Genomic DNA, 23,886 nt, shown 5'->3' with positions numbered 1-23,886 from the left:
AATTAATCCCAAAATATTAGAATAACAAATTCTAATCTAATTAAAAATAATAAAGTATTTTGTATTCGAAAAAATTATCCACAGTACACAAAGTCAATGATATATATTTTAACTTATCCACATGTGAATAACAATATTTGAAGCAACTACTCTCTTTAGATAAAAATAAACCAAGCGAAATTCGCTTGGTTTATTAATTAGTAGGTTTGATAACTAAATAACGATTCGGTTCTTCCCCTTCAGAATGTGTTTGGATTTTCTTGTTACGGGCTAAAGCGCTATGAATAATTTTCCTTTCAAAGGAAGGCATCGCTTCAAGAGTTACAGCTTTATTCGTATAAATAGCTTTTTCGGCCAATCTTTCTGCTAATTGAATAAGAGAATTTTCCCTTCGCTTTCGATAATCTTCTGCATCCAAAACGATAGTTAAAAATTGATTTTTATATCGATTAGCTATCAATTGCGTTAATAATTGTAAAGAATTAAGTGTTTGTCCTCTTTTTCCAATTAACAAGGCCATTTTTTCACCGGATAGTTTAAATTCAGCTGTATTTCCTTCGATCTTAACTTCAATTTTTGCATCGATCCCCATTTGTTTCACTATTTCCAGCAAATATATTTTAGCTTCTTCAATCGGATCGGGCTTTAATTGAACATGAACGATTGCAGGACGTGAACCAAATATTCCAAACAATCCTTTTTTTCCTTCATCAATTATTTGATATTCAATTCGTTCTTTCGTTACATTTAATTTTCCAAGGGCTACCTCAACTGCTTCTTCGACACTTTGTCCTGTAGCAGTAACTTCCTTCACTTTTTAGCTCCTCCCGCTTTTCCCCCAGTTGATGGACCATTTTGGATTTCTGGAGTTTTAATAAAATACGTTTGAATAATCATGAAGATGTTACCGACTACCCAATATAGCGGCAGTGCTGCTGGTAAACTGATTCCTATTACAATGATCATAATTGGCATTACCCAAAGCATAATTGACATTTGTGGATTTTGGTTTTCTGTTCCTGCCATCATTACTTTTTGTTGAAGGAAAGTCGTTACTCCCGCAATAACTGCCAATATATAATCTGGTGATCCTAAATCGAACCATAGGAACATCGATTCTCTAATTTCTGGTGTTCGATTAATTGCATGGTAGAATCCAATTAGTATAGGCATTTGAATAATTAACGGAAGACATCCTGCTAATGGATTTACCCCATACTTTTGAAATAATTGCATTTGTTCTTGCTGTAATTTTTGTTGTGTAACCGCATCTTTGGAACTATATTTTTCCCTTAGCTTTTTAATCTCAGGTTGAATTAATTGCATTGCTTTTGAACTTTTTGTCTGCTTAATCATTAATGGAAGGATGATTAAGCGAATAATGATTGTTACAAAAATAATCGATAACCCATAGCTATTTCCTAGAAATACTGCAACCTTTTTAATGATCCAGGATAGTGGAAAGACGATATATTCATTCCAAATCCCTTTACTTTCTGGAGTAATGTCTTTATTGAACTCCGTACATCCTGAAAGGACGGCTGCAAGTCCCACTATTGCAATAATTAAAAATATTCTTTTTCTCAAACCGCTGTTTCCTCCCTGCTTTCTAAGTATCAATTTTTTATGTAGATTAAGGCATCCATATTACATTACAGCAATTGGACACCCTTACAAACAATAAAAAAAAATTAATCAACTAGAACTTTTGCTACTTTTAACACATGTTGCAAGCTTTTATTTACTTCATGGAAATTCATTTCGGCCGCTGGTTTTCTAGCGATGATCACATAATCATTATCTTTTTTGATATTTTCTTCTAATTCGTGGAAACATTGACGAAGATAACGTTTAATTTCATTTCTTTTAACTGCATTTCCTATTTTTTTACTGACTGACAAACCTATACGGAAATTTTTTTGATTTTCCTTTTTTAAAACATATATAACAAATTGGCGATTCGCATACGATTTTCCTTGTTTAAAAACTTTTTGGAAATCAACATTTTTTTTAATTCGATACGATTTTTTCATTTCTATCACTCGCAATACGAAAGTTTACGAAAAGGTGGTAAGAAAAAAAACCACTGAGACGTTTCAGTGGTCTACGCTGATAATACTTTTCTTCCTTTACGACGACGAGCAGCTAAGACTTTACGTCCATTTTTTGAACTCATACGTGCACGGAATCCATGAACTTTACTTCTTTTACGAGCGTTTGGTTGATATGTTCTTTTCATTTATGACACCTCCCTCGAGGATCTTTTGTAACAGTAGAAGACAGTCCTACTAATTATAATGATCATCAATAATAATTGTCAACTCTTTATAGCAGAATACTTTTTCCAATAATCGCTATTTAAATATCGTCTAGTTTTTAAAAATTGGATAGGTAAATCTAATAATATATGTTGTGGATAATTTTCGACAGCATTTTCACTATCCACAACAATTATTGACAGGTTTTTCACAAATTAATAACCTGTGAATAAATTTATTCCTCAGGCTACGGATGGTGTGGATAATTTTTAAAATGCATTGCAACGCCTATAATTATTTGTTATGATTATTGTGTTTTCACTCTGAATATATATTTGTGCATAACTTATTTATCCACAAATTGTGGATATCGTGTGGATAGTTTATGTACATGCTTTGTATAAACTTGTCCACAAACAGTGGATGGTGTCGAAAATCTACTTTCTTTCCTTATTATAAGTTTTTCCACAATCATAGTTATGTATATTTATTAATTTTAACATCTCTAAGACGAAACATTGTTACGTTGTTTCTCACATACACGTCAAAAATACTGATATTACAAAGGAGGGTATGGTGTTGGAAAATATAGCTGATCTTTGGAATAAAGCACTAACTATTATTGAAAAAAAGATCAGTAAGCCTAGCTTTGAAACATGGTTAAAGTCTACCAAGGCACATTTATTACAAGGCGATACGTTTATCGTTTCGGTGCCTAATGATTTTGCTAGAGATTGGCTAGAAGGGCGATATGTCACGCTAATTTCAGATGTCCTCTATGACATAACTGGTGAAAAACTCACAGTAAAATTTATCATCCCTCAAACTCAAGAGGATGAAGAATTTCAATCAAAGGTTCCGCCTCAAAATAAACCTAAAATAGAGGATTCAACAGAATTATTCCAAAACGTACTGAATCCAAAATACACGTTTGATACTTTTGTTATTGGTTCTGGAAATCGCTTTGCACATGCTGCTTCGCTTGCTGTAGCAGAGGCTCCCGCTAAAGCCTATAATCCGCTTTTTATTTATGGGGGGGTTGGCCTCGGAAAAACGCATTTAATGCATGCCATTGGACATTATGTAATTGAGCATAATCCTACTGCGAGGGTCGTTTATTTGTCCTCCGAAAAATTTACGAACGAATTTATTAATTCCATTCGAGATAATAAAGCTGTCGATTTCCGTAATAAATACAGGAATGTTGACGTGCTATTAATAGATGATATTCAATTTCTTGCTGGAAAAGAATCAACTCAAGAAGAATTTTTCCATACTTTCAACGCCTTACATGAAGAGAGTAAACAGATTATCATTTCTAGTGACCGTCCTCCAAAGGAAATTCCAACATTAGAGGATCGTCTACGATCTCGTTTTGAATGGGGTTTAATTACTGATATTACCCCGCCGGATTTAGAAACTCGGATTGCTATTTTGCGAAAAAAGGCAAAGGCAGATGGACTTGATATCCCAAATGAGGTTATGCTGTATATTGCTAATCAAATTGATTCAAATATTCGAGAGCTAGAAGGAGCGTTAATTCGAATCGTAGCCTATTCATCCTTAATCAATAAGGACATAAATGCAGATTTGGCTGCTGAAGCATTGAAAGATATTATTCCTAGCTCGAAGCCAAAAGTGATTACGATTCAAGATATTCAAAGAACAGTTGGACAAGAATACAATATTAAATTAGAGGATTTTAAAGCAAAGAAAAGAACAAAATCTGTTGCTTTTCCGAGGCAAATTGCTATGTATTTATCAAGAGAATTAACTGACTTTTCTCTACCGAAAATTGGTGAGGAATTTGGCGGGCGAGATCATACGACTGTTATTCATGCCCATGAAAAAATATCTAAACTACTTCTAACGGATGCTCAACTGGAAAAAAGCATTCAAGAGATTAAAAGTCTACTAAAAGGGTAACCTGGGAAATTGTGAATAACTTTTTACTGTATATGCACAGTCTGTCCACATGTGGATAGGCTGTGTTTCCTTTCGATTTTTAAGTTATCCACATGTTCACAGGCCCTACTATTATTACTACTATTTTTTAAAAGATTAATTATATATAAATCACCATAAATTAGAACAATATTAAACAAGTTGACAGTTACGTATTTGCAATCCATTTTTCCAAAGATGAATGGTACAATAATTAATTAAACAAGTCTCGGGGGGAAAATCATGAAATTTTCGATACAACGTGATCGACTTATCCAAAGTGTACAAGATGTAATGAAAGCAATTAGTTCTAGAACTACGATTCCCATATTAACTGGAATAAAAATTGTAGCGACAAATGAAGGCGTAGCATTTACAGGAAGTGATTCAGATGTATCCATTGAATCATTTATTCCAAAAGAAGAAGATGGAAATGAATTAGTGGAGATTTTTGCTCCTGGTGCCATCGTTCTACAAGCTAAGTTTTTTAGTGAAATTGTTAAAAAGTTACCTATGGATTTCGTTGAAATTGAAGTAATCAATCATTTGCAAACCGTTATTCGTTCAGGTAAATCTGAATTCAATCTAAATGGATTAGATCCTGAAGAATATCCACATCTACCTCAAATTTCTGAAGAGAATGTATTTAAAATTCCAACAGATATTGTTAAAAACCTTATTCGCCAAACCGTTTTTGCTGTATCTACGTCTGAAACTCGCCCAATTCTAACCGGGGTAAATTGGAAAGTTGAATCAGATCGATTAACATGTATTGCTACGGATAGCCACCGCTTAGCAATGCGTTCAGCAGCCATCGATTTTGTAAATGAGGCGAAATATAACATTGTCATTCCTGGAAAAAGCTTAAATGAATTAAACAAAATTTTAGATGACACAAATGAACCAGTAGAAATTGTTATTACCGAAAATCAAATTTTGTTTAGAGCAAAACATTTACTATTTTTCTCAAGACTTTTAGAAGGTAATTATCCTGATACTTCAAGATTAATACCTACTGAAAGCAAAACAGACATTGTTATTAATACAAAAGAGTTTTTACAAGCCATTGATCGTGCCTCTCTATTAGCAAGAGAGGGTAGAAATCCCAATGTTGTTAAATTCTCTACGCTAACATCAGGAATCATTGAAATTTCATCTAACACTCCTGAAGTTGGGAAAGTTGTTGAACAAGTTCAAAGTCAGTCAATTGAAGGCGAAGATTTAAAAATTTCATTCAGTGCAAAATATATGATGGATGCCCTAAAAGCATTGGAAGGTTTAGAAATTCGTATTAGTTTTACTGGGGCAATGAGGCCATTTATCATTCGACCAATTAATGACGAATCGATCTTGCAACTTATATTGCCAGTCCGCACTTACTAAATAAAAGTTCCTGTCTTAGACAGGACTTTTTTCACATTTATCCACAATAAACATCTAAAAATATTTATAAAAAAATCATCCACATGTTAATAACTTTGAAACGAAGTGACGTTGTATTAATTAAAATTATTTAGTAAAATTATATATTAGAGAATTATGAAGCGGAAAAGAGTGAATGTATGGAAAAGAACGTATCAATTGAGACGGAATTCATTACTTTAGGCCAATTTTTAAAATTAGCTGATGTTATTCAAAGTGGTGGCATGGCCAAATGGTTTTTAAGTGAACATGATGTATTTGTTAATGGTGAACAAGACCAAAGAAGAGGGCGAAAACTTTCAGTAGGTGATCGAATAGAAATTCCGAGCGTTGGTAATTTTGTTATATCCCGATAGATAATTTTTGGGAGAAAAAGGATGTTACTGAATGTATATTGAAGAGTTAGAACTGAAAAATTACCGTAACTACGAATCACTATCTATTTCCTTTGAAAATAACGTAAATGTGATTTTAGGTGAAAATGCACAAGGAAAAACTAATGTTATGGAATCTATTTACGTTTTAGCTATGGCAAAGTCCCATCGAACATCAAATGATAAAGATTTAATCCGTTGGGATGAGGAATATGCTAAAATAAAAGGTAGGATAAAAAAACATAGTGGATCAACACCGCTAGAACTAGTTATTTCAAAAAAAGGGAAAAAAGCAAAATATAATCATATTGAGCAATCTAAATTAAGCCAGTATGTAGGAAATATGAATGTTGTCATGTTCGCGCCTGAAGATCTCCATCTTGTTAAAGGGAGCCCTCAAGTTAGGCGTCGTTTTATTGATATGGAGATTGGACAGGTATCACCCGTATATTTACATGACATCAGTCAATATCAAAAAATTTTACAGCAACGGAATCATTATTTAAAACTGCTGCAACTCCAAAAGCAAAAAGATGAAACGATGCTTGATGTACTAACCGACCAATTTATACAAATGGCCGTTAAGATCATAAAAAAGAGATTTGAGTTTATTCAACTGCTAGAAGAATGGGCAAGACCAATCCATACGGGGATATCCCGGGGCTTAGAATCGTTAAAAATTCAGTATAAACCGTCCATTGATGTATCAGAAGACATGGATTCGTCAAGCCTATTAACGAAGATGGAGGAAAAATTTTCTATTAATAAAAAAAGGGAAATTGAACGAGGTGTTACATTATTAGGTCCACATCGTGATGAGCTTGTATTTTTTGTGAATAATCGTGACGTGCAAACATTTGGTTCACAAGGACAGCAACGAACAACTGCTCTTTCATTAAAATTGGCTGAGATAGAATTAATCCATTCAGAAATAGGGGAATACCCCATTTTACTCCTTGATGATGTTTTATCTGAACTAGATGATTACCGCCAATCCCACCTGTTGAATACGATTCAAGGAAAAGTCCAAACTTTTGTTACAACTACAAGCATTGATGGAATCGACCATCAAACACTGAAAGAGGCATCGACCTTTTCTGTAGAATCCGGGATTATGTTTCCGGTGAAATGAGGTGTAAAACATGTACCTACATGTAGGCGAAGATGTGATGGTTCGAGCAGATGAAATTATTGCTATTATAGATAAAGGTTCAGTTAATCAGTCTGTTATTATGCAAGAATTTTTCCAATCAAAGAAAAAGGGCATGATTAACTTGTCAAAAGGAAAGTTTAAATCCTTAGTCATTACTGACCATCAGCACTATCTTTCACCTTTATCCTCTAGTACGCTTTTAAAGCGATTAAATTAAAACTATTTTTGTTTTTTTATGACTAGAGAAAATAACTAGGAATTTTAATTGTTTTTCAGTAACCCCTATGAAGAATATTTATTTATTTTGATACGTTATAAATACATGTTTAACTAATTTATTTTTAAAAAGTGTAGGTGAATTCAAGTGCCAATGGAACAAGATCAAGTTCAAGGTCAAAGCTATGATGAAAATCAGATACAGGTTCTTGAAGGACTGGAAGCTGTTCGGAAGCGTCCAGGTATGTATATTGGATCCACAAGCAGCAAAGGGCTACATCATCTTGTTTGGGAAATTGTAGATAATAGTATTGATGAAGCACTTGCCGGATTTTGTGACGAGATAAATATTGTCATTGAAAAGGATAATAGTATTAAGGTTGTCGATAATGGACGCGGTATTCCGGTTGGGATACAGGAAAAAATGGGAAGACCCGCAGTTGAAGTCATCCATACTGTCCTTCATGCCGGAGGAAAATTTGGTGGCGGAGGATATAAGGTATCTGGTGGTTTGCACGGAGTAGGTGCTTCCGTAGTTAATGCCTTATCAAGTGAATTTGAGGTTTATGTCCATCGTGATGGGAATATATATTATCAAAAATATGAACGTGGAGTTCCTTGCTTTGATTTAAAGATCATTGGGGAAACAGACCATACCGGAACGACTAGCCACTTCGTACCGGACAAGGAAATATTTACAGAGACTACGGTCTTTGATTACGATATTCTTGCAACACGCGTTCGTGAACTTGCATTTTTAAATCGGGGATTAAAGCTTACGATTGAAGATAAAAGAGACGAATCGAAAAAAAATGAATATCACTATGAAGGTGGAATAAAGTCATACGTTGAACATTTAAACCGTACAAAAGAAGTCATCCATGAAGAGCCAATCTATGTAGAAGGCGAAAAGGATGGGATTTCTATTGAGGTTTCAATTCAATATAATGAGGGCTTCACAAGTAGCATTTATTCTTTTGCCAATAATATTCATACGTATGAAGGTGGTACACATGAATTTGGCTTTAAGACAGCCCTAACAAGAGTTATTAATGACTACGCTCGCAAAAATGGCCTAATTAAGGAAAGTGATTCTAATTTATCGGGTGAGGATGTTCGTGAAGGATTAACTGCGATCGTTTCAATTAAACATCCTGATCCACAGTTCGAAGGGCAAACAAAAACAAAATTAGGTAATTCAGAAGCTAGAACAATTACCGATGCTATTTTCTCCGAGCATTTTGATAAATTTATGTTAGAAAACCCAACAGTTGCTAAAAAAATTGTTGAAAAAGGTTTAATGGCAGCACGTGCACGTTTAGCAGCGAAGAAAGCAAGGGAACTTACTCGTCGAAAAAGTGCATTAGAAGTTTCAAGCCTTCCCGGGAAATTAGCGGATTGTTCATCTCGTGATCCGAAAATCAGCGAATTATTTATCGTTGAGGGAGACTCTGCCGGTGGCTCTGCGAAGCAAGGTAGGGATAGACATTTTCAAGCGATTTTACCTTTAAGAGGGAAAATCCTCAATGTTGAAAAAGCACGGTTAGATAAAATTTTAACTAATAATGAAATTCGAACCATTATTACTGCATTAGGTACAGGGATTAGTGAGGATTTTGACATTTCAAAAGCTCGCTATCATAAAATAGTCATCATGACTGATGCCGATGTCGATGGCGCACATATTCGAACATTATTATTAACATTCTTCTATCGCTATATGCGACAAACAATAGAGGCGGGATACATTTATATTGCACAGCCGCCCCTTTATAAAATAGCTCAAGGCAAACGCGTTGAATATGTATATAGTGACAAGGAATTAGAACAAGCATTAAGTCAAATGCCACAGCAACCGAAACCCGGAATTCAACGATATAAAGGTCTTGGTGAAATGAATCCTGAACAATTATGGGAAACAACAATGGATCCAGAGCGTAGAACTTTACTTCAAGTAAGCTTAGAAGATGCAATAGAAGCGGATGAAACATTTGAAATGCTTATGGGAGATAAGGTTGAACCACGACGTAATTTTATCGAAGAAAATGCAATTTATGTAAAGAACTTAGATATTTAATCGGGAAAGTACAAGCAACAAGATAGGTTAAGCACTTTTGTGCGTTAGTAATGTTAACTTTTCATCTTTACAAGAGGGGCAATCAGTCATTACTGATTGCTTCATTCTCTTAAGGGAGGTTCCAGTATGGCTGAAACACCAAGTTCAAATATTAAAGAAATAAATTTAAGTCAGGAAATGCGTACATCTTTCTTAGATTATGCGATGAGTGTAATTGTTTCACGTGCACTTCCAGATGTGCGTGATGGATTAAAACCAGTACATCGCCGAATTCTTTATGCGATGAACGATTTAGGTATGACATCGGACAAAGCATTTAAGAAGTCGGCACGTATCGTTGGAGAAGTAATCGGTAAATACCATCCACATGGTGATTCGGCCGTTTATGAGACGATGGTTCGTATGGCTCAAGATTTCAGTTATCGCTATATGCTTGTAGATGGACATGGTAACTTCGGTTCTATTGATGGTGATTCTGCGGCTGCAATGCGTTATACAGAAGCTCGTATGTCTAAAATATCAATGGAATTACTTCGCGATATTAATAAGGACACAATTGATTATCAAGATAACTATGATGGTTCTGAGAAAGAACCCGTTGTGTTGCCATCAAGATTTCCGAATTTATTAGTCAACGGTACTTCGGGTATCGCTGTTGGTATGGCGACTAATATTCCACCACATCAACTTGGGGAAGTAATTGATGGAGTATTGGCTTTAAGTAAGGATCCTGATATTACCATCCAAGAATTGATGGAATTTATACCAGGACCGGATTTCCCTACTGCAGGATTAATTGTGGGAAGAAGCGGAATTAGACGTGCTTATGAAACCGGGAAAGGATCAATTACATTAAGGGCACGAGTAGAAATTGAACAAAAGGCAAATGGCAAAGAGACCATTATTATTAAAGAAATTCCTTACCAAGTGAATAAAGCAAAGCTTGTGGAAAGAATTGCTGAACTTGTACGTGATAAAAAAATTGATGGAATAACAGATTTAAGAGACGAATCTGATCGTACTGGTATGCGCGTAGTTATTGAAGTACGAAGAGATGCCAATGCGAATGTTCTTTTAAATAATTTATATAAACATACAGCATTACAAACAACATTCGGAATCAATACGTTAGCACTTGTTGATGGTCAACCGAAAGTATTAAATTTAAAACAATGTTTATATCATTATTTGGAACATCAAAAAGTCATTATTCGTCGTAGAACGGAATTCGAATTAAGAAAAGCTGAAGCTAGGGCACATATTTTAGAGGGATTACGTATTGCTCTTGATCACATTGATGAAATAATTAGTTTGATTCGTTCTTCTCAAACAACAGAAATTGCAAGAAATGGTTTAATGGAACAATTTTCATTATCTGAGAAGCAAGCTCAGGCTATTCTTGATATGCGTCTCCAACGTTTAACAGGATTAGAACGTGAGAAGATTGAAGAAGAGTATCAAGAATTGTTAAAACTAATCGCTGAATTAAAAGCTGTTTTAGCAGATGAAGAAAAGGTACTGGAAATTATTCGTGAAGAATTAATAGAAATTAAAGAACGCTTTAATGATAATAGGAAAACTGAAATTGTTTCAGGCGGTATTGAACAAATCGAAGATGAGGATTTAATTCCTCGAGAAAATATTGTCATTAGTTTAACCCATAATGGATACATTAAACGTCTGCCAATTTCCACATACAGAAGTCAAAAACGTGGAGGACGCGGGGTCCAAGGAATGGGAACAAATGAGGACGACTTTGTTGAGCATTTATTAACAACTTCAACCCATGATACGATCCTATTTTTCACTAATAAAGGAAAAGTTTTCCGATCTAAAGGATATGAAATTCCTGAGTTTAGTCGAACAGCTAAAGGGATTCCAATAATAAATCTCCTTGGAATTGAAAAGGACGAAGAAATTAATACGATGATTCGTGTCGAAGAATTTGTGGAAGATTCGTTCTTATTCTTTACTACGAAACGTGGAATATCTAAACGAACTCCACTAACTGATTTTGCAAACATACGAACAAATGGATTAATTGCTATTCATCTTCGCGATGAAGATGAACTGATCTCTGTTAAATTAACTGATGGAAATAAAGATATGATCATTGGTACTAAAAATGGTATGTTAATTCGCTTTCCGGAAGTTGATGTTCGATCCATGGGAAGAACTGCTACCGGTGTTAAAGGAATCACGCTAACGGGTGATGACGAAGTCGTTGGAATGGAAATTCTCGAAGATAATGACGATGTTTTAATTGTCACTATTAATGGTTACGGAAAACGCACTAATTCTTCAGAGTATCGCATTCAAAGCCGTGGTGGTAAAGGGTTAAAAACATGTAATATTACAGAAAAGAATGGAAACTTAATTGCAGTAAAAACCGTTACTGGGGAAGAGGATCTTATGCTGATAACCGCCGGAGGAGTTCTTATACGGATGGCAGTCGGTGATATTTCCCAACTTGGACGTAATACTCAAGGAGTCAAATTAATTCGCCTTGGTGAAGACGAACATGTGGCAACCGTTGCAAAAGTCGAAAAGGAAGAAGAGGAACCTTCAGATCAAGAAGAATTAGAAGTAGTTAATGACAATAATCAAGAAGCTGAAGAGGAATAATAGGTTTTTTTGCAATTTTTAAAAGAGACATCGATTCGATGTCTCTTTTTTGATAAAATTGAAAATAAATAGAAATAAAATAGATACTATTACTTATATGGAGTGGTCATATGAAAATAAATATAGACGGATTACGTGTAGGATCTATATTAGCTGAGGATGTAATGGGAATGACTAGTTCCCCAATTATCCCTAGAGGGACGGTTATATCAATAGAACATATTGATGTTTTAAAAGCATTTTTTATTAGAGAAGTAGAAATAGAAAGTATATCTAATGGTCAAAAGAGACAAAAGGGAGCTAACAAAAACCATTCTGAAGTGAATGTAACTAAAGCGGAACAAGTAAAAGTCCACTCCATCTTTCCTTTTTTATTTTCTGAATCAGTAAAAAAGTACAAAGCTGATTTTCAAAAATGGCAATCCGGAACTATAATTGATATAGCAAATGTGAGAGACTATTTATACCCTTTATTGGAAATAGCTGAGGAGGAAAACATCGCTCTTAACTCTCTTTTTGTAAATAATCCGGAAGATTATATTTACTATCATTCTATTTCAGTTGGAATTCTTAGTGGATTAATTGCTAAAAGAATGGGGGATAATAAAGGCCGCTATTATCAAACGGCTCTAGCAGGCTGCTTAGCAAATGCAGGTATGGCAAAGATTTCACCAAGAATCATTTCTAAACAAACAACTTTAACTAACAGTGAAAAGGCTGAGATTCAAGAACATCCAAATTATAGTTTGAAAATGGTGCAAAATAGTCCACTACTCAAATCAGAAACGAAATTAGCAATCTTTCAACATCATGAGAGACTTGATGGAAGCGGTTATCCAATGGGGGTAAAAGGGAAACAATATTACTCTATGTCTAGAATTATTACAGTAGCTGATGTATTTCATGCACTAGTATCTGATCGCCTTTATAAGAAGAAAATAGCACCTTTAAAGGCCCTAGAGATAATGAAAATAGATGAATTTGGTAAATTTGATTTAGAAGTGATAAACACTCTATTATCGATGATTGCCAATTTTTCAATAGGAACAAAGGTTAAGATATCAAACGGCTCTTTCGGAGAGGTGATCTTTATTAAACAAACTGCACCAATTAGACCGCTTATAAGGTTGAATGATGGAGAAATCATCGACCTTGAAAAGGAAAGAAATTTATATATAGAAGAGGTATACTAGTTTCGATATTACTATTGTATTTTCCTTATTCGTTTGATATAATAAATTTCGTTGGCTTTTTAATAAATATATAAAAGTATTTTAAAATAGTAATTGACATTACATGATGAAATATGCTATTATATAAAAGTCGCAAATAACAATTGATCTTTGAAAACTGAACAAAACGAAACGTCAATTAATTTATTTTTTAACTAGAGCTATTTCAAACATCTTTTTGGAGAGTTTGATCCTGGCTCAGGACGAACGCTGGCGGCGTGCCTAATACATGCAAGTCGAGCGAATCTGATAGGAGCTTGCTCCTTTTCAGATTAGCGGCGGACGGGTGAGTAACACGTGGGTAACCTGCCTGTAAGACTGGGATAACTCCGGGAAACCGGGGCTAATACCGGATAACTTTTTCCTTCGCATGAAGGAGAATTGAAAGGTGGCACTAGCTACCACTTACAGATGGACCCGCGGCGCATTAGCTAGTTGGTGAGGTAACGGCTCACCAAGGCGACGATGCGTAGCCGACTTGAGAGGGTGATCGGCCACACTGGGACTGAGACACGGCCCAGACTCCTACGGGAGGCAGCAGTAGGGAATCTTCCGCAATGGACGAAAGTCTGACGGAGCAACGCCGCGTGAGTGATGAAGGTTTTCGGATCGTAAAACTCTGTTGTTAGGGAAGAACAAGTATCGTTCGAATAGGGCGGTACCTTGACGGTACCTAACCAGAAAGCCACGGCTAACTACGTGCCAGCAGCCGCGGTAATACGTAGGTGGCAAGCGTTGTCCGGAATTATTGGGCGTAAAGCGCGCGCAGGCGGTTTCTTAAGTCTGATGTGAAAGCCCACGGCTCAACCGTGGAGGGTCATTGGAAACTGGGAGACTTGAGTGCAGAAGAGAAGAGCGGAATTCCACGTGTAGCGGTGAAATGCGTAGAGATGTGGAGGAACACCAGTGGCGAAGGCGGCTCTTTGGTCTGTAACTGACGCTGAGGCGCGAAAGCGTGGGGAGCGAACAGGATTAGATACCCTGGTAGTCCACGCCGTAAACGATGAGTGCTAAGTGTTAGAGGGTTTCCGCCCTTTAGTGCTGCAGCTAACGCATTAAGCACTCCGCCTGGGGAGTACGGCCGCAAGGCTGAAACTCAAAGGAATTGACGGGGGCCCGCACAAGCGGTGGAGCATGTGGTTTAATTCGAAGCAACGCGAAGAACCTTACCAGGTCTTGACATCCTCTTGCCCTCCCTAGAGATAGGGATTTCCCTTCGGGGACAAGAGTGACAGGTGGTGCATGGTTGTCGTCAGCTCGTGTCGTGAGATGTTGGGTTAAGTCCCGCAACGAGCGCAACCCTTGACCTTAGTTGCCAGCATTCAGTTGGGCACTCTAAGGTGACTGCCGGTGACAAACCGGAGGAAGGTGGGGATGACGTCAAATCATCATGCCCCTTATGACCTGGGCTACACACGTGCTACAATGGATGGTACAAAGGGTTGCTAGACCGCGAGGTTACGCCAATCCCATAAAACCATTCTCAGTTCGGATTGTAGGCTGCAACTCGCCTACATGAAGCCGGAATCGCTAGTAATCGCGGATCAGCATGCCGCGGTGAATACGTTCCCGGGCCTTGTACACACCGCCCGTCACACCACGAGAGTTTGTAACACCCGAAGTCGGTGAGGTAACCTTTTGGAGCCAGCCGCCGAAGGTGGGACAGATGATTGGGGTGAAGTCGTAACAAGGTAGCCGTATCGGAAGGTGCGGCTGGATCACCTCCTTTCTAAGGAATATGGAAGACCACTAACGTGGTTACAAAAAAGACGTTTTCCGTTTTGTTCAGTTTTGAAGGATGAATTCTTCAAAAAAATATGCAATAGATAAAAACAACGACAAGGAGTTCTTCTTCCATATCGATGTTTTTTATTTCCGAAAATGTGGGCCTATAGCTCAGCTGGTTAGAGCGCACGCCTGATAAGCGTGAGGTCGATGGTTCGAGTCCATTTAGGCCCACCATATAACATATTCGGGGCCTTAGCTCAGCTGGGAGAGCGCCTGCTTTGCACGCAGGAGGTCAGCGGTTCGATCCCGCTAGGCTCCACCAAAAGATAAAGTCAATAAAGATATTATTTTTAGATAATTTCTAAATTGCACTTTGGGTAAAATTGCTCCTGCGGCAATGCTTATTCGAGGAAGATTAGGTTCACCTCGGAGCAAGGCAGCACGAAGCAAATGCTACGATGATTAATCATGATGTGATTGAAATCAGTAGCCTTGTTCCTTGAAAACTAGATATCATGAGAAATAACCAAGTAATAACCGAGAATCGCCACTTTATGGATGAATCCATTTAAGTAGTTTTAAAAATAAACCTTATTTTAGGTTAAGTTAGTAAGGGCGCACGGTGAATGCCTTGGCACTAGGAGCCGATGAAGGACGGGACTAACACCGATATGCTTCGGGGAGCTGTAAGCAAGCTTTGATCCGGAGATTTCCGAATGGGGGAACCCACTGCCCGTAATGGGGTAGTATCCTTACTTGAATACATAGAGTATGGAAGGCAGACCCGGGGAACTGAAACATCTAAGTACCCGGAGGAAGAGAAAGCAAACGCGATTTCCTGAGTAGCGGCGAGCGAAACGGAAGAAGCCCAAACCAAGAGGCTTGCCTCTTGGGGTTGTAGGACACTCTATACGGAGTTACAAAGGAACGGAGTAAATGAAGAGGTCTGGAAAGGCCCGTCAAAGAAGGTAACAACCCTGTAGTTGAAACTTCGTTCCCTCCAGAGTGGATCCTGAGTACGGCGGGACACGTGAAATCCCGTCGGAAGCAGGGAGGACCATCTCCCAAGGCTAAATACTCCCTAGTGACCGATAGTGAACCAGTACCGTGAGGGAAAGGTGAAAAGCACCCCGGGAGGGGAGTGAAAGAGAACCTGAAACCGTGTGCCTACAAGTAGTTAGAGCTCTGTGCGTCTTTCCTTCGGAAAGACGCCGAGTGATAGCGTGCCTTTTGTAGAATGAACCGGCGAGTTACGATTTCAAGCGAGGTTAAGCTGAAGAGGCGGAGCCGCAGCGAAAGCGAGTCTTAATAGGGCGAATGAGTTTGAGGTCGTAGACCCGAAACCAGGTGATCTACCCATGTCCAGGGTGAAGGTAAGGTAACACTTACTGGAGGCCCGAACCCACGCACGTTGAAAAGTGCGGGGATGAGGTGTGGGTAGCGGAGAAATTCCAATCGAACTTGGAGATAGCTGGTTCTCTCCGAAATAGCTTTAGGGCTAGCCTTAAGGTAAGAGTCTTGGAGGTAGAGCACTGTTTGGACTAGGGGCCCTCATCGGGTTACCGAATTCAGACAAACTCCGAATGCCAATGACTTATCCTTAGGAGTCAGACTGCGAGTGATAAGATCCGTAGTCAAAAGGGAAACAGCCCAGACCACCAGCTAAGGTCCCAAAGTATACGTTAAGTGGAAAAGGATGTGGAGTTGCTTAGACAACCAGGATGTTGGCTTAGAAGCAGCCACCATTTAAAGAGTGCGTAATAGCTCACTGGTCGAGTGACTCTGCGCCGAAAATGTACCGGGGCTAAACGTATCACCGAAGCTGTGGATGGACACCGTTGGTGTCCGTGGTAGGAGAGCGTTCTAAGGGCTGAGAAGCTAGACCGTAAGGACTGGTGGAGCGCTTAGAAGTGAGAATGCCGGTATGAGTAGCGAAAGAAGGGTGAGAATCCCTTCCACCGAATGCCTAAGGTTTCCTGAGGAAGGCTCGTCCGCTCAGGGTTAGTCGGGACCTAAGCCGAGGCCGAAAGGCGTAGGCGATGGACAACAGGTTGATATTCCTGTACCACCTCTTCACCGTTTGAACGATGGGGGGACGCAGGAGGATAGGGTAAGCGCGCTGCTGGAATAGCGCGTCCAAGCAGTTAGAGGGGTGACGAGGCAAATCCCGTCACCATGTACCTTGAGCTGTGATGGCGAGGGAAATATAGTACCGAAGTTCCTGATTCCACACTGCCTAGAAAATCCTCTAGTGAGGTGAAAGGTGCCCGTACCGCAAACCGACACAGGTAGGCGAGGAGAGAATCCTAAGGTGAGCGAGAGAACTCTCGTTAAGGAACTCGGCAAAATGACCCCGTAACTTCGGGAGAAGGGGTGCTCTGTTAGGGTGCAAGCCCGAGAGAGCCGCAGTGAATAGGCCCAGGCGACTGTTTAGCAAAAACACAGGTCTCTGCGAAGCCGTAAGGCGAAGTATAGGGGCTGACGCCTGCCCGGTGCTGGAAGGTTAAGAGGAGAGGTTAGCGTAAGCGAAGCTTTGAATTGAAGCCCCAGTAAACGGCGGCCGTAACTATAACGGTCCTAAGGTAGCGAAATTCCTTGTCAGGTAAGTTCTGACCCGCACGAAAGGCGCAACGATCTGGGCACTGTCTCAACGAGAGACTCGGTGAAATTATAGTACCTGTGAAGATGCAGGTTACCCGCGACAGGACGGAAAGACCCCGTGGAGCTTTACTGCAGCCTGATATTGAATTTTGGTACAGCTTGTACAGGATAGGTAGGAGCCTTTGAAGCCGGAGCGCCAGCTTCGGTGGAGGCGTCGGTGGGATACTACCCTGGCTGTATTGAAATTCTAACCCGCACCCCTGAATCGGGGTGGGAGACAGTGTCAGGCAGGCAGTTTGACTGGGGCGGTCGCCTCCTAAAAGGTAACGGAGGCGCCCAAAGGTTCCCTCAGAATGGTTGGAAATCATTCGCAGAGTGTAAAGGCACAAGGGAGCTTGACTGCGAGACCTACAAGTCGAGCAGGGACGAAAGTCGGGCTTAGTGATCCGGTGGTTCCGCATGGAAGGGCCATCGCTCAACGGATAAAAGCTACCCCGGGGATAACAGGCTTATCTCCCCCAAGAGTCCACATCGACGGGGAGGTTTGGCACCTCGATGTCGGCTCATCGCATCCTGGGGCTGTAGTCGGTCCCAAGGGTTGGGCTGTTCGCCCATTAAAGCGGTACGCGAGCTGGGTTCAGAACGTCGTGAGACAGTTCGGTCCCTATCCGTCGTGGGCGTAGGAAATTTGAGAGGAGCTGTCCTTAGTACGAGAGGACCGGGATGGACGCACCGCTGGTGTACCAGTTGTCTTGCCAAAGGCATCGCTGGGTAGCTATGTGCGGAAGGGATAAGTGCTGAAAGCATCTAAGCATGAAGCCCCCCTCAAGATGAGATTTCCCTTAGTTTATCTAAATAAGACCCCTGAAAGATGATCAGGTTGATAGGTTCGAGGTGGAAGTGTGGCGACACATGGAGCTGACGAATACTAATCGGTCGAAGACTTAACCAACAATAGATTCAAGGTTATTACGAAGTATTTCTCATCTATCTAGTTTTGAGGGAACAAACCCTTAAATAAATAGTCTGGTAATTATGGCGAGAAGGTCACACCCGTTCCCATCCCGAACACGGAAGTTAAGCTTCTCAGCGCCGATGGTAGTTGGGGGCTCTCCCCCTGCAAGAGTAGGACGTTGCCAGGCAAATGAAAAACACAGAGTGTATGCTCTGTGTTTTTTTGTCTATATTCATATAACGAATATTATCGTTGTTCTCTTAAATATTGATAAACTAAATAGGGCGTTTTTTGAGCAGTTATAGATAAAAAGGATTTTATTAATGAATAGTCATTGGTCGGTGTTGTTTTTAAAAGCTCACACCACCATTCCGTTTCATATCTGGCAATCATACTTAAGTTATATAGCAATAAATAATGCACCAATAGGTCCGGATAATTAATATATTTCGATTGCTTGAAAGGCAAGCAATATTCCTGTTTAAATAAATGAAATCGAAAGGGAAGTAACGGACGAGAATTATTATTTGTTTGTATCATAATATTTTCCCCCTCTGTATAGACCGTTTGTATTTCGATACAACTTTTTTGCTCAATAAATCGAGCAAAACTGTCTAACGTAAAGTGATACTTGTCCAATATAGAAATTGGTATTTTATAGGTCTGATCAAGTTTATGTACTACAAAAATATTTTGTTGCTGGTTAAATAAAAAATAATCGTCTAGTTCCGGAATTTGCTCTAATAAGTTCTTCATTATGATTTTTTCCCCATCCAGTCGTTCCACGTGAAACATTTGCTTAGCAAAGTGAGTACACAATCCTAGTTTTTGAATCTTTATTTCATCATTAATAAATTGATACTGTTGCTTCTTCCTCTTTCTCGAAGAAACCCCATGGGCCAATACGGAGGTTGTTGCGGGATAATTTGGATCTACAGTAAGTAGACAAGCCTTTATTAAGTGTATAAGGCCATAAAAAAGTAATACTGGTTTAATAGCCATTGGAGCTATTGAGGATTGATTATAGTAAATCTCCCCATGTTGCAAATAATATATAAAAGGGTAACAATTTTCATAGCTCTTTATTTCAGCTTTATCATAAAGAGAATCCTTGTAACAGTGATGCAGAAACTTTTGGGCGTTTTCCGCGGAGTGAAAATATGTTAGATTTTGCCAAATATCTTGCAAAATAATCACCTCCGAATTATTAGAAAAGTTGGACATATCGTGATTTCCTTGACAGTAGTTTAACCAATTGATAACCTACTAATAATATTTTTGGAGCAGGAGGAATAGAAATGTGGGAAACTAAATTTGCTAAAGAAGGTTTAACGTTTGATGACGTGTTACTAGTTCCAGCTAAATCTGAAGTATTACCAAAGGATGTTAATCTACAAGTAGAACTAACTAAATCTTTGAAGTTAAATATTCCAATTATCAGTGCTGGAATGGATACTGTTACTGAAGCTGAAATGGCTATTTCAATGGCAAGACAGGGTGGATTAGGAATTATCCATAAAAATATGAGCATTGAACAACAAGCTGAGCAAGTTGATAAAGTTAAACGTTCTGAAAGTGGAGTCATTACAGATCCCTTTTTTCTAACCCCTGATCATCAGGTTTTCAGTGCAGAACATTTGATGGGGAAATATCGAATTTCAGGTGTTCCGATTGTAAATAACGAAGAGGAACTAAAATTAGTAGGAATTCTTACAAATCGCGATTTGCGTTTTATTGAGGACTTTTCCATACAAATCTCTGATGTGATGACTAAAGAGAATTTAGTTACTGCTCCAGTAGGGACAACATTAAGCGAAGCGGAGAAAATCCTTCAAAAACATAAGATAGAAAAACTTCCTTTAGTAGACGAAAATGGTGTGCTTAAAGGTTTAATTACAATTAAAGATATTGAAAAGGTAATTGAATTTCCAAATTCGGCAAAAGATAATGTAGGCAGACTTCTCGTTGGTGCTGCTGTAGGTGTTACAAAAGATACGATGAAACGTGTGGAAGCACTTGTAAAAGCGAATGTAGATGTGATTGTGATTGACACAGCACACGGCCATTCTAAAGGCGTTACTGATACAGTTCGTGAAATTAGAGATGCATATCCTAATTTAAATATTATAGCAGGGAATGTGGCAACTGCAGATGCTACAAGGGAACTAATTCTTGCAGGGGCTGATATTGTAAAAGTTGGTATCGGACCTGGTTCTATTTGTACAACGAGAGTAGTTGCCGGTGTAGGTGTACCGCAAATTACAGCTATATACGATTGTGCAACAGAAGCAAGAAAACATGGAAAGGCAATTATTGCTGATGGAGGAATAAAATATTCCGGAGATATCGTTAAAGCTTTGGCTGCGGGCGGACATGTTGTTATGTTAGGAAGTTTACTTGCAGGAACATCTGAAAGTCCCGGAGAAACGGAGATATTCCAAGGCCGTCGTTTTAAAGTATACCGTGGAATGGGATCAGTTTCTGCGATGGAACAGGGTTCTAAAGACCGTTATTTTCAGGAAGATGCGAAAAAATTTGTTCCCGAAGGCATTGAAGGTCGACTTCCATATAAAGGTCCACTTTCAGATGTAATTTTCCAATTACTAGGAGGAATTCGTTCTGGGATGGGATATTGTGGAACAAAAGATTTGCAGGCATTGCGTGATGAAGCTCAATTTATCAAGATGACAGGAGCCGGCCTTCGAGAAAGTCATCCACATGACATCCAAATAACAAAGGAAGCACCAAATTATTCCTTATCATAAGCATTGGTGAACCTATATATACCAAAATGGCAGGAACATATACCTAAAGTATAGTTCCTGCCACTTTTTGTTACTAAGAGCATACTTAACATAGCTACTATTATACAAAAATTTATGATAAAATAACGAAAGTGTATTAAAAATTGATGGAGGGCATGTTAGTGAAGAATAAGAGATTGAAAAAAGTAATAGCCTTTATAATGGCTTTTTCATTGATATTTGGTATTATACAATTGCCAAAAACAGCTTTAGCTGCCGAAGATGTATTAGATATACACGCGGATGGAGCAATTTTAGTAGAAGCTAGTACAGGAAAAGTATTATATGCAAAAAATGCAGATACAGCACTAGGTATCGCCTCAATGTCTAAAATGATGACCGAATATATCCTTTTGGATTCAATTAAAAAAGGAAAAGTGAAATGGGATCAAGAATATTCTCCAAGTGACTATGTTCAAAAAATCTCACATGATACGAATCTATCAAATGTACCATTAAGAAAAGATATGAAATATAAAATTAAGGACCTTTATCAAGCAATGGCAATGTACTCCGCTAATGCTGCTACAATTGCAATTGCGGAAACGATTGCTGGATCTGAAACTAACTTTGTTAAACTTATGAATGAAAAGGCGAAGGAATTAGGTCTTAAAGATTATAAGTTTGTTAATAGTACTGGACTTAATAATAAAGATTTAAAAGGAATGCAACCAAAAGGATCAGGTCCAACAGATGAAAACATTATGTCTGCTAGAGCAACCGCAAAATTAGCATCCCATTTAATTAATGATTTTCCAGAGGTATTAAAAACGTCTAGTATTCCAAAAGCAAAATTCCATGCAGGCCCAGACGAAGATATTAATATGGAAAATTGGAACTGGATGCTTCCTACACTAGTATATGGAACAAAGGATAGTGGTGTAGATGGTCTAAAAACTGGAACGACTAAATTTGCAGGATATTGTTTTACAGGTACTGCTCAAAAAAATGGCATGCGTGTAATTACAGTTGTACAAAATGCGACGAATGGAAAAGGTAAGGGCGGCTATAAGGCAAGATTCGACGAGACGAAAAAGATGATGGATTATGCCTTTGCGAATTTTTCTGTTAAAGAAATTTTTCCAAAGGGATATAAAGTTAAAAAACATGAATCAATTCCTGTAGTAAAAGGGAAGGAAAAGAAAGTTAACATTCAAACACAAAATCCATTAGAAGTTGTTATAAAAAATGGTGAAGAAAAGCTTTATAAGCCTTCTTTTAATATTGATAAGGACAAGCTTAATAAATCGGGTGAACTAACCGCCCCTGTTAAAAAAGGTGAAAAGGTTGGAACATTGACTGCAGAATATAGTGGCAAAAATGATTTCGGTTATTTGGATGGACATAAATATGCTACTGTAAATGTTGTTACGGCTGATAAAGTTGAGAAGGCAAATTGGTTTGTACTAATGATGCGTGGGGTCGGCGGTTTTTTTTCTGATGTTTGGAGTGGGATTACTTCCACGGTAAAAGGCTGGTTTTAAGAATTAAATAAAATTTATTGGGGACACCTGTCTTGACACGGTGTCCTTTTTGCTGTTTATTTAAAATAGGCTTTAAAGAATTAAAATGTTTTGTATTTTACAACTATGGTAAGGGGCTGAGGATTGTGGAATTTGGTACAGATCGAGTTAAACGTGGAATGGCTGAGATGCAAAAAGGCGGCGTAATTATGGATGTAATTAACGCTGAACAGGCAAAAATTGCTGAACAAGCTGGTGCGGTTGCAGTTATGGCACTTGAAAGAGTTCCTGCTGATATACGTAAAGCTGGAGGAGTAGCAAGAATGGCTGACCCTCGCATTGTTGAAGAAGTAATGAATGCTGTTAGTATACCAGTTATGGCGAAGGCTAGAATTGGTCATATAGTTGAAGCGCGTGTTCTTGAATCGATGGGTGTAGATTATATTGATGAGAGTGAAGTTTTAACTCCAGCCGACGAAGAATATCATTTAAACAAAAAAGATTTCACTGTTCCATTTGTTTGTGGTTGTAGAGATTTAGGGGAAGCGGCACGTCGTATTGGAGAAGGAACTTCTATGCTTCGGACAAAAGGAGAACCAGGAACAGGAAATATTGTTGAAGCTGTTCGTCATATTCGAAAGGTGAATGCCCAGGTTCGTAAAGTAGTAGGCATGAATGAGGATGAGCTTATGACTGAAGCTAAATTATTAGGTGCTCCATACGAAGTATTACTTGAAATTAAAAAACTTGGGAAATTACCTGTCGTAAATTTTGCTGCAGGTGGGGTAGCAACTCCTGCTGATGCAGCATTAATGATGCAATTAGGTGCAGACGGTGTATTTGTTGGATCAGGTATTTTCAAATCAGATAACCCTGAAAAATTTGCTAAGGCAATTGTTGAGGCAACGACACATTATCAGGATTATGAACTAATTGCTAATCTTTCAAAAGATCTTGGAACTGCTATGAAAGGTATAGAAATTTCAACATTAACACCGGAAACACGTATGCAAGATAGAGGTTGGTAAGGAGTT

The 23,886-nt window shown here is 38.4% G+C and carries 16 protein-coding genes, 2 tRNA genes and 3 rRNA genes; 16 read left to right on the top strand and 5 right to left on the bottom strand.

Translation table 11 applies throughout. The annotated features are described in order from the left end of the window. Nucleotides 1-193 precede the first annotated feature (193 nt). From jag to rpmH, 4 genes are all read right to left on the bottom strand, one after another. A complete protein-coding gene (jag, locus tag MKY81_RS04725; protein WP_066235802.1) occupies nucleotides 194-814 on the bottom strand; it encodes an RNA-binding cell elongation regulator Jag/EloR in 621 nt (206 codons plus the stop codon). Then, entirely contained in the window at nucleotides 811-1,587 is a 777-nt protein-coding gene (gene spoIIIJ, locus MKY81_RS04720; protein WP_066235801.1) for a YidC family membrane integrase SpoIIIJ, read from the bottom strand. Before spoIIIJ ends, jag begins: the two co-directional genes overlap by 4 nt. Nucleotides 1,588-1,691: 104 nt before the next feature. Continuing rightward, nucleotides 1,692-2,033 (bottom strand): ribonuclease P protein component, encoded by a 342-nt coding sequence (gene rnpA / locus MKY81_RS04715; RefSeq protein WP_066235800.1) that lies wholly within the window; start codon nucleotides 2,031-2,033, stop codon nucleotides 1,692-1,694. Between the two features lie 71 nt (nucleotides 2,034-2,104). Continuing rightward, entirely contained in the window at nucleotides 2,105-2,239 is a 135-nt protein-coding gene (gene rpmH / locus MKY81_RS04710) for a 50S ribosomal protein L34 (protein WP_066235799.1), read from the bottom strand. Between the two features lie 598 nt (nucleotides 2,240-2,837). Between rpmH and dnaA the strand changes: the two genes are divergently transcribed. The 13 genes from dnaA to rrf all read left to right on the top strand — a co-directional run bounded on the left by dnaA (nucleotide 2,838) and on the right by rrf (nucleotide 18,772). Then, the gene (dnaA, locus tag MKY81_RS04705; RefSeq protein WP_066235798.1) at nucleotides 2,838-4,184 is read left to right on the top strand and encodes a chromosomal replication initiator protein DnaA; all 1,347 of its coding nucleotides are present in this window, start codon (nucleotides 2,838-2,840) and stop codon (nucleotides 4,182-4,184) included. A gap of 261 nt (nucleotides 4,185-4,445) precedes the next feature. Beyond that, nucleotides 4,446-5,585: a DNA polymerase III subunit beta gene (gene dnaN, locus MKY81_RS04700; protein ID WP_066235797.1), complete on the top strand. Its 1,140-nt coding sequence runs from the start codon at nucleotides 4,446-4,448 to the stop codon at nucleotides 5,583-5,585. A gap of 179 nt (nucleotides 5,586-5,764) precedes the next feature. Beyond that, the gene (yaaA, locus tag MKY81_RS04695; RefSeq protein WP_066235796.1) at nucleotides 5,765-5,980 is read left to right on the top strand and encodes a S4 domain-containing protein YaaA; all 216 of its coding nucleotides are present in this window, start codon (nucleotides 5,765-5,767) and stop codon (nucleotides 5,978-5,980) included. Nucleotides 5,981-6,011: 31 nt separating this feature from the next. Continuing rightward, complete coding sequence (recF, locus tag MKY81_RS04690; RefSeq protein WP_066235795.1) at nucleotides 6,012-7,130, top strand: DNA replication/repair protein RecF; 1,119 nt, start codon at nucleotides 6,012-6,014, stop codon at nucleotides 7,128-7,130. A gap of 10 nt (nucleotides 7,131-7,140) precedes the next feature. Further along, nucleotides 7,141-7,368, top strand: a complete 228-nt coding sequence (remB, locus tag MKY81_RS04685) for an extracellular matrix regulator RemB (RefSeq protein WP_066235794.1) — start codon at nucleotides 7,141-7,143, stop codon at nucleotides 7,366-7,368. Nucleotides 7,369-7,521: 153 nt separating this feature from the next. After that, complete coding sequence (gene gyrB, locus MKY81_RS04680) at nucleotides 7,522-9,444, top strand: DNA topoisomerase (ATP-hydrolyzing) subunit B (RefSeq protein ID WP_066235820.1); 1,923 nt, start codon at nucleotides 7,522-7,524, stop codon at nucleotides 9,442-9,444. Between the two features lie 126 nt (nucleotides 9,445-9,570). Further along, nucleotides 9,571-12,069, top strand: a complete 2,499-nt coding sequence (gyrA, locus tag MKY81_RS04675; protein ID WP_108072515.1) for a DNA gyrase subunit A — start codon at nucleotides 9,571-9,573, stop codon at nucleotides 12,067-12,069. A 110-nt stretch (nucleotides 12,070-12,179) separates the two neighbouring features. Next, nucleotides 12,180-13,262, top strand: a complete 1,083-nt coding sequence (locus tag MKY81_RS04670; RefSeq protein ID WP_341116906.1) for an HD-GYP domain-containing protein — start codon at nucleotides 12,180-12,182, stop codon at nucleotides 13,260-13,262. Between the two features lie 214 nt (nucleotides 13,263-13,476). Beyond that, a 16S ribosomal RNA gene (locus MKY81_RS04665) occupies nucleotides 13,477-15,030 on the top strand. A 156-nt stretch (nucleotides 15,031-15,186) separates the two neighbouring features. Next, nucleotides 15,187-15,263 (top strand) — tRNA-Ile (locus MKY81_RS04660). A 12-nt stretch (nucleotides 15,264-15,275) separates the two neighbouring features. After that, a tRNA-Ala gene (locus tag MKY81_RS04655) sits at nucleotides 15,276-15,351 on the top strand. Between the two features lie 277 nt (nucleotides 15,352-15,628). Then, nucleotides 15,629-18,582, top strand: a 23S ribosomal RNA gene (locus MKY81_RS04650). Nucleotides 18,583-18,655: 73 nt separating this feature from the next. Continuing rightward, nucleotides 18,656-18,772, top strand: a 5S ribosomal RNA gene (gene rrf, locus MKY81_RS04645). The 16S, 23S and 5S rRNA genes sit together here with 2 tRNA genes alongside, the layout of an rRNA operon. A gap of 59 nt (nucleotides 18,773-18,831) precedes the next feature. On the opposite strand, the gene MKY81_RS04640 is transcribed toward rrf, so the two are convergent. Next, nucleotides 18,832-19,809, bottom strand: coding sequence for a YaaC family protein (locus tag MKY81_RS04640; protein ID WP_445663924.1), 978 nt, complete (start codon nucleotides 19,807-19,809; stop codon nucleotides 18,832-18,834). 74 nt (nucleotides 19,810-19,883) lie between these two features. On the opposite strand from MKY81_RS04640, the gene guaB reads away from it, so the two are divergent. The 3 genes from guaB to pdxS all read left to right on the top strand — a co-directional run bounded on the left by guaB (nucleotide 19,884) and on the right by pdxS (nucleotide 23,880). Beyond that, the gene (gene guaB, locus MKY81_RS04635) at nucleotides 19,884-21,350 is read left to right on the top strand and encodes an IMP dehydrogenase (protein WP_108070104.1); all 1,467 of its coding nucleotides are present in this window, start codon (nucleotides 19,884-19,886) and stop codon (nucleotides 21,348-21,350) included. A 155-nt stretch (nucleotides 21,351-21,505) separates the two neighbouring features. Further along, the gene (locus MKY81_RS04630) at nucleotides 21,506-22,873 is read left to right on the top strand and encodes a serine hydrolase (RefSeq protein WP_280523947.1); all 1,368 of its coding nucleotides are present in this window, start codon (nucleotides 21,506-21,508) and stop codon (nucleotides 22,871-22,873) included. Nucleotides 22,874-22,998: 125 nt separating this feature from the next. Beyond that, nucleotides 22,999-23,880, top strand: a complete 882-nt coding sequence (gene pdxS, locus MKY81_RS04625; RefSeq protein WP_066235416.1) for a pyridoxal 5'-phosphate synthase lyase subunit PdxS — start codon at nucleotides 22,999-23,001, stop codon at nucleotides 23,878-23,880. The last annotated feature ends 6 nt before the right edge of the window (nucleotides 23,881-23,886 follow it).

The sequence above is a fragment of the Heyndrickxia sp. FSL W8-0423 genome, from assembly GCF_038009395.1.
Lineage (GTDB): Bacteria > Bacillota > Bacilli > Bacillales > Bacillaceae_C > Heyndrickxia > Heyndrickxia sporothermodurans.
This window is presented reverse-complemented; position numbering and strand designations above follow the sequence as displayed.